The organism is Actinomadura oligospora ATCC 43269 (assembly GCF_000518265.1).
In the GTDB taxonomy this organism is placed as follows: Bacteria; Actinomycetota; Actinomycetes; order Streptosporangiales; family Streptosporangiaceae; genus Spirillospora; species Spirillospora oligospora.
Map to the genome: position 1 here is coordinate 619,999 of NZ_KI912411.1, position 11,668 is coordinate 631,666.

The following is an 11,668-nucleotide window of genomic DNA, read 5'->3' on the forward strand; positions in this document are numbered from 1 at the left end:
CGGATTTTCCGCCTCACGGTCGGCCGAGTAGTCCCTCCAGGGCGTAGGGAGCCGCCTCCAGCTGGAAGTCCATGCCCGGGTGGTCGCGCCTCACCGTTCCCTCGACGGCCAGCAGCGACAGCATCGGGAAGGCGAACTCCGGCTCGGCGTACAGCCGGTGCCGGCGCTGCAGGTCGAACAGCCGCAGGCAGAACGCCGACAGCCGGAACTCCCCCGCGGTCGCGCCCGAGTTCCGGGCGACCAGGTCGGCCACCTCGCGCCGGAACACCGCGACGTCCCGTGCGCCGCCCGCGCCGCGAACACCGTCGAAGCCGACGCCGGGGACGCCCGGGGCGCCGCCGCGGACGGTGGCCAGCAGCGCGTCCGCGCACGCGCCGCCGTCCCCGCGGACCATGCCGCCGAAGAACTCGGCGAACCCGTGCCGGGCCCGGGCGCTGAACCGCCGCACGAGGCCCGCGTCCAGCAGCACGACCGTGCCGTCCGGGAGGAAGTAGACGTTGCCGTGGTGCAGGTCGACGTGCACCAGCCCGTCGACGAACAGCAGCCGGTAGACCGCGCGGACCAGCGTCGTCGCCCGCGCCCTGCGCGCCTCCGGCGGCAGGTTCGCGGGCGTCCGCCGATCCAGCCCCGGGACGTACTCCATCGCGATCACCTCGTCGTCGGACCACTCCGGCAGCGGCGCGGGGACGAGGACGCCCGGCTCGTCCGCCAGCGCGTCCCGCAGCCGCGCGAGGTTCTCGGCCTCGGCGCGGAAGTCGAGCTGCGCGAGCAGCAGGCCGCCGAGCTCGTCCAGGATCTCCGTCAGCGGGACGCGCCGCAGCCCCGGCAGCCGCGCCGCCACCCGGGCGACGCGGCCCAGCAGGGCCAGGTCGTCCGCGATCTCCGACGCCACGCCCGGCCGCTTCACCTTCAGCGCCACCGGCGCGCCGTCCGGCCCGTCGGGAGGCCAGGCCCGGTACACGACGGCGACCGAACCGCCCGCGACGGGACGGGCCGTCCAGTCCCGGAAGCGTTCGGGGAGCGGCGGCGCGGCGTCGAACCGGACGTCGTCGTGCAGCCTGCCGAGGGCCGTCGCGAAGGGCTCCCCGACCAGGTCGACCCTCGTGGCGAGCAGCTGCCCGGCCTTGACGAACGCGCCCCCGAGCCGTTCCAGCAGGCCCGCGATCTCACCGGCGACCCGCGCCGGCCGCCGCCCGTCCGGCGCCAACGCCGCGACCGCGATCCTCGGAACCGCCGGAACGCAGAGCAGGACGACCCGCACGCACCGCCGCACCGGAAACCGCCTCCACCCACCGCCGCCCTCGCGCGTGCCGTCGGACATGCCGTTCCAGGAAGTCATGGCACGGCCTCCGTCAGCGCGCCGGGGCCAGGGTGGGGATGCCGCGGCCGACCGCGTCCCACAACGCGCGCGGCTCCTCGTCGAACACCCCCTCGGGGATCTCCACCGGGTCCCCCAGGCGGCGGAACTCCGTGGCCGACGCGCGGGCGTCCGGCCCGCCGACCCCGATCCGCGCGGGCAGTTCGGGCGGGCCGGGCTCCAGGACCTGCCAGCGCCGCTCGGGCACACCGCGGCGGTCGACCGAGCGGGCGACGACCGTCCCGCTGGCGGGGTCGACCGCCTCGGTCACCGTCAGCCCCGGCATGGAGGCCGGGCCGAGGTAGCAGCGGGCCCGCGCGCCGGGCCAGCCGCTCCACGACACGTCGGCCTCCCGGTCCTCCGGGACGTCGCCGAGCGCCGGGTGCCGCCACGCCATCAGGTCGAGGTAGCCGACGCGGGTGAGCGGGAGGCAGCCGAAGACGTGCCGTTCGACGATCCGCACGGCCCTGCGCATGGTCGGCACGTAGGTCCACACCTGGCAGTCGGCGTTGGCGCGGTCCTCGCGGATGGTCACGTACGTTCCGGCGAGCTGGTCCGGTTCGAGGACGAGCAGGCAGGTCAGCGCGGTTTCCCCGGCGAACCTGCGGGCGACCAGGTAGCGCAGCGGACGGCGGCCCAGCGCGGACTCGACCCCGAACGCGAACGAGGTGAGCGTCCCTGCGGTGAGGAACGGCCGCTCCGGCACTTCCGGCATCGCGCACCTCATCCGTTCTCGGTGTGGAGCCCGGAACGGGCACCGGGGTCGCCGCGCGTCCGGACGGCCTCGCCGGCGGGGCCGGGATCCGCCCGAACGGCGCACGAGGGGATATCGTTCGTGCCCGTCCAGGGGATCACTTCACTTACATGTAGTCAAGCCAGAACGCACTGCCCGCGAGGAGAGGCGAACGGGACGTGCGGGACTCCCGCGCGACGCCCGGCGTGACGCCCGACGCGTGCGCTTCGCGCGTCCGTCGGGGCGCGGGACCGGGCGGCGTCAGCCGACCAGGCCGAGCAGCCGGGAGCAGCGCAGGGTGGCGTCGGCGTCGCCGTCCATCACCAGGCGGTGGGTGAGGGTGGCCTCCAGCGGGGTCAGCCGACCGGAGCCGATCTCGACGAAGGTGCGCGCGTCGGTCGTGACGACCAGCGCGGGGTCGAGCGCGGACTTGCCGTGCCGGACGCTGACCTCGCCGCCCGCGACCTCGACGTGGAAGACCTCGTCGTCGATGCGGAACTCGTAACGCTCGTCGGGCCCGGCGGCGGACGGGTCGATCATCGCCTCGACCGCGAGCGCGCCCCAGCGCGGGCGGACGACGTCCTCGGCGCCGGGCGCGCCGAGCAGGCCGAGGCCCCAGCGGGCGAGCGCGAGCACCGGTTCGCGCAGCGCCTCGCCCTGCGCGGTGAGCTCGTACATCCTCACCTTGGAGCCGTCCCTGGCGCGCTGCCGGACGAGGCCGATGTCGACCAGGAAGCGCAGCCGCTCGGCGAGCAGGTTGGTGCCGATGCCGGGCAGGTTCGCCTGGAGTTCGTTGTAGCGGCACGGCCCGGTGAGCAGCTCGCGGACGATCAGCAGGGTCCAGCGCTCGCCGACGACGTCGAGGGCCCCGGCGAGCCCGCAGTACTGACCGTAGTTGCGACGTTGCTGCTTCATGACCGAACCTCCACGTTCCACTTCACAACTATATCCCGTTCGGAAGCGTGGACACGGGAACGGCCCCGGCCCGGCCGACTTCGGCCGGGCCGCGGCGGGAGGCCCTCCGCGCCGATGGGAAGGCGGGAGCGGGGGTTCGCGTCACCTCCCTGGATAACGTCCGGAAGTCAGGATCGTCAACCTCGGAGTTCCTCTGAGCTTCATGTAAATATAGTGACCCGGCGTGCGTACCGGAGGTGGTCATGACCCTGGACCCGGATTTCACCGGCGCCCCTCCCGCAGCGGTCGCGGCGGCGGCGCTCGACCGCGCGGCGGCGCTCGGCGCGCGGCACGCGTCCGTGCGGGTCGAGCGGCGCCGCTCCGGGCTGGCGCTGTTGCGGGACGGGCGTCCGGCGGGCGTCTCCGACGAGGTGCACACGGCCGTCGGGGTGTCGGTCGTGTGGAAGGGTTTCCGGGGGTTCGCGGGCGTGGCCGGGCCGTCCCGGGAGACCGCGGCGCTGGCGGCCGAGCGCGCCGTGGCGGTGGCCCGGGCCTGCCGGGCCGCCGGTGGCGAACGGGTCGAGCCGGTCGGCGAGCCGGTGTACCCGGACGCGGAGTGGACGTCCGGCCACCGCGTCGACCCGTTCGCCGTCCCGCGCGGCGAGTGGACCGAGCCGCTGGCCGCCTGGAGCCGCGCGCTGCTGGCGGTGCCGCACGTCGCGCACGTCCACGCCAAGCTCAAGGTCGCGGGCGAGACCACGTTCTACGCCGACCTCGCGGGCACGGTGACGCTCCAGCACCGGCTGCGGGTCCATCCGCAGCTGCTCGCCGTGGGCGTGGACGAGCGCACGGGCGCGGTCGCGACCCTGCGGACGCTCGGCCCACCGACCGCGCGCGGCCTGGAGTACCTGGCGGGCGAGGGCTGGGACTGGGCCACCGAGGTCGCCGGAATGCCCTCCCACCTGGCCGGGAAGCTGTCCGCGCCGCCGGTCGAGCCGGACCGGTACGACCTGGTGGTCGACCCGTCCAACCTGTGGCTGACGATCCACGAGACGGTCGGCCACGCGACCGAGCTCGACCGCGCGCTCGGCCACGAGGCGGGCTACGCCGGGACGACGTTCGCGACGCCCGACCGGCTCGGGCGGCTGCGGTACGGCTCGGAGCTGATGAACGTGGTCGCCGACCGCACCACCCCGCACGCGCTGGCCACCACGGGTTTCGACCACGAGGGCGTGGCCGCCACCTCGTGGGACCTGGTCACCGAGGGCGTCCTGACCGGCTTCCAGACCGACCGGGCGACCGCGCGCGTCCTCGGCGCGGACCGCTCGACCGGCTGCGCGTACGCCGAGTCGGGCCTGCGCGCGCCGCTGGCGCGGATGCCCAACGTGTCGCTGCGTCCCGCGCCGAACGGGCCGTCCACGGCGGAGCTCATAGCGGGCGTGTCCCGTGGGCTGCTGGTGGTCGGCTCGGACGGCTGGACGATCGACGGGCAGCGGCGGAACTTCCGGTTCACCGCCCAGCGCTGCCACCTGATCCGCAACGGACGGCTCGCCGGTCAGGTCCGGGACGCGGCCTACCAGGGCGAGACCACCGAGTTCTGGCGGTCGCTGCGGGCGCTGGGCGGGCGGGACGACTACCGCGTGTTCGGGGCCGACCTGTGCGGCAAGGGGCAGCCCGTCCAGGCGTCGGCGGCGAGCCACGGCGCGCCGCCCGCCGTGTTCGCCGGGATCGAGGTCGTCAACGCGGCGCGGGAGGCCGGAGCATGACCAGCACCGAGGACACCGACAGGGACACCGGCGGCAGGGCCGGAGACTCCGCCTGGGACGTCGCGGAACGGGCGCTGGAGGCGAGCCGCGCCGACGGCTGCGTCGTGGTCGTGGACGCGGAGGACGCCGCGCAGTCGCGCTGGGCGGCGAACGGGGTGACCACGGCGGGCCTGGTCCGCGACCGGCGGGTCACGGTCGTGGCGTTCGTGGCGGGCCGCCGGGGCACGGCGACGGCGGCGACGAGCCGCCACGGCGATCCGGCCGAGGACGTCGCGCGCCTGGTCGCGGACGCCGAACGCGCGGCCCTGGAGTCGCCGACGTCCCCTGACACGATGCCGTTGATCACCCCGGCCGAGGCCGGGCACGACACCGGGCACGAGGCCGGGTCGGAGGCGGCGGGCGGCCTGCCGGAGCAGGACGGCGCGGAGTGGCTGACCGCTTTCGGCGGCGGCTTGAAGGCCGCCTTCGCGCGGGCGCGCGAGGAGGGGAACCAGCTCTTCGGCTATGCCGAGCAGGTCGTCCGGACCACGTATCTGGCCACGTCGGCAGGGGTCAGGCTGCGGCACCGGCAGCGCGAGGGGCTGATCGACCTCACCGCACGCGACGCGAAGGACGAGCTGGCCTCCGCCTGGAGCGGAGTGCCGTTGCCGAGCACCGGCCGGTTCGACTCGGGGGCGGCCCTCGCGTGCCTGCGCGAAGACCTCGCCCAGCGGATCCGGTGGGCGAGACGGCGCGTCGAGCTCCCGGAGGGCGACTACGAGGTGCTCCTGTCGCCGTCCTGCGTGGCCGACCTGCTGCTGCACGTCTACCAGGCCATGGACGCGCGCGACGCGCTGGAGGGCGCGTCGCCCTTCGCCACCCCGGACGGCACGCCCAGGCTCGGTGAGCGCCTCACCGCGCCCGGCCTCACGCTGCGCAGCGACCCGGCGCTGCCCGGCCTGGAGTGTGCGCCTTTCGCGCTGGTGCGCACCCCTGGCGGCGACATGTCGGTGTTCGACAACGGGTTTCCGCTGCATCCCACGCGCTGGCTGGACGACGGTGTGCTCACCGCGCTCGTCCAGACGCGGCACACGGCCGCGGCGTGCGGGCTGCCACCGACGCCCCGGATCGGCAACCTCGTCCTGGACGGCCCGGCCAACAGCCCGGCCAACGGCGTGGCGCGCGGCGCGAGCCTCGGCGAGATGGTGGCGAACACGCGGCGCGGGGTGCTGGTGAACAGCCTCTGGTACCTCCGCCCGACCGATCCGCGGACGCTCGCGCTGACCGGCTCCACCCGGGACGGCGTGTACCTGGTCGAGCACGGCGAGGTCGTCGGGGCGGTCGACGACTTCAGATTCAGCGAGCGGATCGTCCGGATGCTGGAGCGGGTCACCGAGATCGGGCGGAGCGTGCCCGCACTGGCCCGGGAGTGGGACGACGGGCTCTCCCGGACGTCCGTCCCGCCCCTCCGGATCGCGGACGTCGCCATCCGAACCACTAGATAATTTTAAAGTGAAATTGTAGAGTGCGGAAGCAGTCGTGACCGTGTCCCGAGGGAGGCTTCTCGTGGAGGACAAGGGAACCGAGTCGGCGATCGTGGCGATGGCGCGCCGCCGCACCGAGGGCGAGACGGGGGCGTCCGCACCGGCCCCGAGCGGCCCCCGGGAGTGGGCGGACCGGGTCCCGTCCGGCCCGCTGGACGATCCGGCCACGCACGCGAGACTGAGACGGCTGTTCCCGCTCACCCCCGACCTCGTCCACCTGAACGTCGGGACGCTCGGCTCCACCCCGTACCCGGTGCTGGACATCCTGCGCGCCGCCGACACCGAGTACGCCCGCTACCCGCGCGACCCGTACCCGCCGACGACGCTCACCGAGCCGCGCGCGACGCTGGCCCGCTGCTACGGCTGCGACCCGGACGAGATCGCCGTCGTGCAGGGCGCGACGGACGGCAACGCCCGCATCCTGAACGGCCTCGACCTGGCCGAGGGCGACGAGGTCGTCACGACCACGCACGAGTGCTACACGATGCAGGCGCCGCTGAACCTGCTGCGCAACCGGCGCGGCATCAAGGTCACCAAGCTCACCCCGAGGCTCGGCCCTGACCAGACCGCCGAGGAGATCGTGGAGATGTTCGCCGCCGCGATCACCCCGCGCACCAGGGTCCTGGAGTGGGCGGCGGTCACCTTCACCGTCGGCACGACGATGCCGACCCGGGCGCTCGCCGAGCTCGCGCACGAGCACGGCCTGACCACGGTCGTGGACGGCGCGCACCTGCCCGGCCAGTTCGACATGAGCCTGCGCGAGCTGGGAGTCGACTTCGTCAGCGGGTCCGGCGCGAAGTACCAGTGCGGGCCGATGGGCACCGGCGTCCTGTACGCGCGCAACAAGGTGCTGCCCGAGCACAACCCGCTGCCGCTGCCGGGCTTCTGGCCGGTGATCTCCCTCTGGTACCCGATCGAGGGCGGGCTGCCGCCGCGCGCCACCGGCCGCGAGCCGACCTACGACATCGGCACGTTCCTGCAGAAGACCGGGTCCGCGGACCTGTCGCGGGGCCCGGCGCTCCAGACGGCGGCGGAGATCTGGGAGCACATCGGGCGCGGGGAGATCCAGCGATACGTCCACGGGCTGTGCGACCACCTCAAGGAGCGGATCGCGGCGCACTGGGGCGAGGAGTCGTTCTTCAGCCCGCTGCACGACCGGCGGCTGCACTCGGGGATGGTCGCGTTCCAGCCGTTCCGCGACCCCGCGCACGCGGTCGACCCGCAGCGGTTCATGGAGTTCGAGGAGCGGATGGAGAGCGAGCACGGGATCAACCTGCGCTTCACGTTCTTCCCCGTCCGCGACGACGGTTCCGAGCGGTTCGCGATCCGGCTCGCGCCGCACCTGTACAACGACCGCGACGAGCTCGACCGCACGGTCGACGCGATGATCAAGCTGACCGACGAGATGGAACGGCGGTGACGTCGGCCGGTTCCGGGGCGTCCGGCCCGGCCTCCTCGCCCGGGAACCTGGTGGTGGACGGCTACCTCGCGCTCGGGCTGCGGCTCGGCAGGCTGGTGGACGGGTTCGTCGACTGCTGGTTCGGCGATCCCAGCCTGGCCGCACGCGTCGCGTCCGAGCCCGTCCCGGTTCCGGCCGAGCTCGCCGCGGACGCCGTCCTGCTTCAGCGCGCGCTTCCGGACGCCGGGCTGCCCGAGCCGCGCCGCGCCTTCCTGGAGGCGCAGCTCAGGGCACTGGAGTGCGTCGCGCGGCGGCTGGACGGCCGTCCGCTCGGGTTCCTCGCCGAGGTGCGGGCGTACTTCGATGTCGACATCGAGCCGGTCCCGGCCGACCGGTACGCGGAGGTCCACGACAGGATCGACGAGCTGCTGCCGGGGTCCGGCGGGCCGCGCGCGAAGCTGGCCGCTTTCCGGGAGCGTGACCGGCTCGCCCCGGAGTCGCTCGGACGCGCCGTCCGGGCCCTGTCGGACGCGTTGCGCGGGCTGACGGCGGAGCGGTTCGGGCTTCCGTCCGGGGAGACGGTGGAGTACGAGGTCGTCCGCGACCGTCCGTGGAACGCCTTCAACCACTACCAGGGCGGCTACCGGTCGCTGGTGACGATCAACGCCGACGCGGGTCACGGCATGTCGGCGCTCCCCCACCTGGCGACGCACGAGGTCTATCCGGGGCATCACACCGAGCGCTGCGCGAAGGAGGCCGGGCTGGTGCGCGCGCAGGGGCAGGACGAGCAGGCCATCGCCCTGGTCAACACCCCGCAGTGCCTCATCGCCGAAGGGATGGGCGAAGCGGCGCTGGACGCGGCCCTGGGCGAAGGCTGGGGCCCGTGGACCGCTGAAGTACTGGCCGCCGAGGGCCTCCACCTGGACGGCGAACTCGCCGAACGCCTGCTGCCGCTCACCGCGCAGTTGCTGTCCGCGCGGCAGGACGCGGCCATCATGCTGCACGACCGGCACGTCGATCCCGAGGCGGCCGTCGCCTACCTCGAACAGTGGATGCTCGTGGACGAAACGCGGGCGCGGCACATGGTGCGGTTCCTGACCGATCCGCTGTGGCGCGCCTACACCGTCACCTACATCGCGGGTTCCGCGCTCGTGCGCGCGTGGATGCACGCGGGCCGGGACGAGTCGGCAGCCGATCGCTACAGACGCCTGCTGAACGAACCCCTGCACCCCTCCGCCCTGACGTCCGATCTGGCCGCCGCGCGCCGGGGAGCCGCATGACCCCGTCCCCGCGTCGGCCGCCTCCCGTCCTCGGTGGCGGCACCGGCCGGACGTGCCGCGCCCCCGAGGCCGGGCCGCTCCACGTGCGTCTCGCGCGTTCGGCGCTGTGTCCCGACGGCCTGACCAGCCCGGACGCGGTGGAGGCGTGGCTCGCGGAGGCATGCGACGGCAACCGGATGACCGTCCGGCGGTCGCCCCTGTCCGAGCTTCCGGGCTGGAACGTCGATCCGGTCACCGGCGACCTCACGCACGAGAGCGGGGCGTTCTTCACCGTCCACGGCCTGGAGGTCGAGCATCGTGACGCGGTGGTGCCGCGCTGGGAGCAGCCGAGCTGGGAGCAGCCGATCATCGACCAGCCGGAGATCGGGATCCTCGGGCTGCTCGTCCGCGAGTTCGACGGGGTGCCGCACTGCCTCGTCCAGACGAAGGCGGAGCCCGGCAACGTCGGTGGCGTGCAGATCGCGCCGACCGTGCAGGCGACGCGCAGCAACTACACGCGTGTGCACCGGGGCAGGCCCGTGCCGTACCTGGAGCAGTTCCGGACGCCGTCCCGGGGGCGGCTGCTCGTGGACGTCCGGCAGTCGGAGCACGGCGCGTGGTTCCTGCGCAAACGGAACCGGAACATGGTCGTCGAGACCACCGAGGACGTCGAGCTCCTGCCCGGCTTCCGCTGGTTGACGCTGCATCGGCTGCACCGGCTTCTGCACCGCGACGACCTGGTGAACATGGACCTGCGGTCCGTGCTGGGCTCCCTGCCGGTCTCCGGGTCGGGGCTGGCGGCGGTGCAAGCGCCCGCCGACGGGTTCCAGGACGCGCTGACCAGGTCGCTCGAAGCGTCGGAGAGCCTGCACTCGGACACCGAGGTCCTGCACTGGATCACCGAGCGGCGGACGCGTGCGGGCGTCCGGGTCCGCCGCGTCCCGCTGTCCGGGATGGCCGGGTGGCGGCACGACGGCGTCACGGTCACCCCCGAGGGCGACGGGCCCTTCGAGGTCGTCGGTGTGACGGTCGGGACGGCCGGACGCGAGGTGGACGGCTGGTCGCAGCCGGTGATCCGGCCGCTCGGGACGTCCGTCGCGGCGTTCCTGGTGAGGCCGGTCGACGGCGTCCTGCACGTCCTCGCTCAGGCGCTCGCCGAACCGGGGTGCGGTGACGTGCTCGAACTCGCGCCCACCGTGCAGTGCACCGCCCAGGACCTCCACCGCCCGGACAGACCGCCCTTCCTTGACGACGTGCTCGCCGCCGCGCCGGAACGCGTCCGCTATGCGGCCACGCTGTCGGAGGAGGGCGGGCGGCTTTTCCACGCACGCGCCCGCTACCTGATCGTCGAGGCCGCCCCCGGCGACGGGGCGGAGCACCCGGATTTCCGCTGGCTGACGCTGCGCCAGTTCGCGGCGCTCCTGCCGCACAGCCACTACGTCAACATGCAGGCGCGCACCTTGCTCGCCTGCCTCTATTCCCTGGCCTTCGCATGACCCCACCACCTCTCCGCCGAGGGACCCGTCGATGACGAGATGCCGCGTCTGCTCCGGTCCGGTCCGCGAGTTCCTCGACCTCGGGCGGCAGCCCAGGTCCGACGCGTTCCTGCCGCCCGGTGAGCTGGACGGGGAGTTCTTCTTCCGGCTGGCCGTGGGCGTGTGCGGGGACTGCGGGATGGCACAGCTGACCGAGCCCGTCCCCGCCGAGGCGATGTTCCACCGCGAGTACCCGTACCGGACGTCCCAGTCGGCCCGGATGAGCGAGCACTTCGCCCGCACCGCCCGGCGGCTGATGGACGCCGTCCGGGGCCGGCCCGATCCGTTCGTCGTGGAGGTCGGCTGCAACGACGGCGGCGTCCTGCCGACGCTCGCGCGCGCGGGCGTACGGCACCTGGGGGTCGACCCGTCCGGACGGGCCACCGGGGAGGCGGCCGGACGCGGCGCGCGGGTGCTGACGGCGTTCTTCGACAAGGCGTCCGCCGCCGAGATCCGCGGCGCCGAGGGGCCCGCCGACCTGATCTTCTCGGCCAACACGGTCAGCCACGTGCCCGACCTCGCATCGGTCTTCGCCGGGGCCGACCTCCTCCTCACCCCGGGCGGACGGATGGTCTTCGAGGACCCCTACCTCGCCGACGTCCTCGCCCGGACGGCGTTCGACCAGGTCATCGACGAGCACGTGTACTTCTTCACCGCCACGTCCGTGCGGGAGGCGGCGCGCCGGTCCGGGTTCGAGCTGGTCGACGTCGAGCCCCTGGACGTGCACGGCGGGCAGCTCCGCTTCACCGTGGCGCGCCCCGGACGGCATCCGGTGAGCGGCGCCGTCACGGCGGCCCTGCGCCGCGAGGAGAGGGCCGTCCCGGCCCTGGACGGGTTCGCCGCGCGGGTCGAGCGCGTCCGGGACGAGCTCGTCGCCCTGCTGCGCAAACTGCGCGACGACGGCCGCAGCGTCGTCGGATACGGCGCGACCGCCAAGAGCGCGACGGTGACGAACTACTGCGGCATCGGCCCTGACCTGCTGCCCTTCGTGTGCGACTCCACTCCGGCGAAGCAGGGGCTCGTCACGCCCGGAACGCACATCCCGGTGCGTCCGCCCGCCGCGTTCGCCGACCCGTATCCCGACTTCGCGCTGCTGTTCGCCTGGAACCACGCCGAGGAGATCACGGCCAAGGAGCGCGCCTTCGGCGCGGCGGGCGGACGGTGGATCCGGTACGTCCCCGACGTCCACATCGTGTGAGGAG

At 74.1% G+C, this 11,668-nt stretch carries 9 protein-coding genes; 6 read left to right on the plus strand and 3 right to left on the minus strand.

Translation table 11 applies throughout. From position 1 onward, the window contains the following. Window positions 1-13: 13 nt before the first annotated feature. The 3 genes from P696_RS51280 to P696_RS0139715 form a co-directional block, all read right to left on the minus strand. Entirely contained in the window at window positions 14-1,339 is a 1,326-nt protein-coding gene (locus P696_RS51280; protein WP_051468880.1) for an ABC1 kinase family protein, read from the minus strand. 13 nt (window positions 1,340-1,352) lie between these two features. Beyond that, on the minus strand, window positions 1,353-2,072 hold the full coding sequence (locus P696_RS0139710) for a hypothetical protein (protein ID WP_026416672.1): 720 nt from the start codon (window positions 2,070-2,072) through the stop codon (window positions 1,353-1,355). A 279-nt stretch (window positions 2,073-2,351) separates the two neighbouring features. Beyond that, window positions 2,352-3,005, minus strand: coding sequence for a crotonobetainyl-CoA--carnitine CoA-transferase (locus P696_RS0139715; protein ID WP_026416673.1), 654 nt, complete (start codon window positions 3,003-3,005; stop codon window positions 2,352-2,354). Window positions 3,006-3,247: 242 nt separating this feature from the next. On the opposite strand from P696_RS0139715, the gene P696_RS0139720 reads away from it, so the two are divergent. The 6 genes from P696_RS0139720 to P696_RS0139745 all read left to right on the plus strand — a co-directional run bounded on the left by P696_RS0139720 (window position 3,248) and on the right by P696_RS0139745 (window position 11,664). Continuing rightward, complete coding sequence (locus tag P696_RS0139720; RefSeq protein WP_051468882.1) at window positions 3,248-4,750, plus strand: TldD/PmbA family protein; 1,503 nt, start codon at window positions 3,248-3,250, stop codon at window positions 4,748-4,750. Next, complete coding sequence (locus P696_RS51285; protein ID WP_051468884.1) at window positions 4,747-6,234, plus strand: metallopeptidase TldD-related protein; 1,488 nt, start codon at window positions 4,747-4,749, stop codon at window positions 6,232-6,234. The genes P696_RS0139720 and P696_RS51285 overlap by 4 nt, the downstream gene beginning before the upstream one ends. A gap of 61 nt (window positions 6,235-6,295) precedes the next feature. Continuing rightward, window positions 6,296-7,693, plus strand: a complete 1,398-nt coding sequence (locus P696_RS51290) for an aminotransferase class V-fold PLP-dependent enzyme (RefSeq protein ID WP_157430210.1) — start codon at window positions 6,296-6,298, stop codon at window positions 7,691-7,693. Continuing rightward, entirely contained in the window at window positions 7,690-8,952 is a 1,263-nt protein-coding gene (locus P696_RS0139735; RefSeq protein ID WP_064744290.1) for a DUF885 domain-containing protein, read from the plus strand. Before P696_RS51290 ends, P696_RS0139735 begins: the two co-directional genes overlap by 4 nt. Next, window positions 8,949-10,427: an NDP-hexose 2,3-dehydratase family protein gene (locus P696_RS0139740; RefSeq protein WP_026416676.1), complete on the plus strand. Its 1,479-nt coding sequence runs from the start codon at window positions 8,949-8,951 to the stop codon at window positions 10,425-10,427. The genes P696_RS0139735 and P696_RS0139740 overlap by 4 nt, the downstream gene beginning before the upstream one ends. Window positions 10,428-10,458: 31 nt before the next feature. After that, window positions 10,459-11,664: a class I SAM-dependent methyltransferase gene (locus P696_RS0139745; RefSeq protein ID WP_026416677.1), complete on the plus strand. Its 1,206-nt coding sequence runs from the start codon at window positions 10,459-10,461 to the stop codon at window positions 11,662-11,664. Window positions 11,665-11,668 lie beyond the last annotated feature (4 nt).

What these genes read in the sequence shown, in the direction of transcription:
- P696_RS51280 (WP_051468880.1), bottom strand. Translation starts at nt 1,339, where the DNA reads ATGACTTCCTGGAACGGCATGTCCGACGGCACGCGCGAGGGCGGCGGT.
- P696_RS0139710 (WP_026416672.1), bottom strand. Translation starts at nt 2,072, where the DNA reads ATGCCGGAAGTGCCGGAGCGGCCGTTCCTCACCGCAGGGACGCTCACC.
- P696_RS0139715 (WP_026416673.1), bottom strand. Translation starts at nt 3,005, where the DNA reads ATGAAGCAGCAACGTCGCAACTACGGTCAGTACTGCGGGCTCGCCGGG.
- P696_RS0139720 (WP_051468882.1), top strand. Translation starts at nt 3,248, where the DNA reads ATGACCCTGGACCCGGATTTCACCGGCGCCCCTCCCGCAGCGGTCGCG.
- P696_RS51285 (WP_051468884.1), top strand. Translation starts at nt 4,747, where the DNA reads ATGACCAGCACCGAGGACACCGACAGGGACACCGGCGGCAGGGCCGGA.
- P696_RS0139740 (WP_026416676.1), top strand. Translation starts at nt 8,949, where the DNA reads ATGACCCCGTCCCCGCGTCGGCCGCCTCCCGTCCTCGGTGGCGGCACC.
- P696_RS0139745 (WP_026416677.1), top strand. Translation starts at nt 10,459, where the DNA reads ATGACGAGATGCCGCGTCTGCTCCGGTCCGGTCCGCGAGTTCCTCGAC.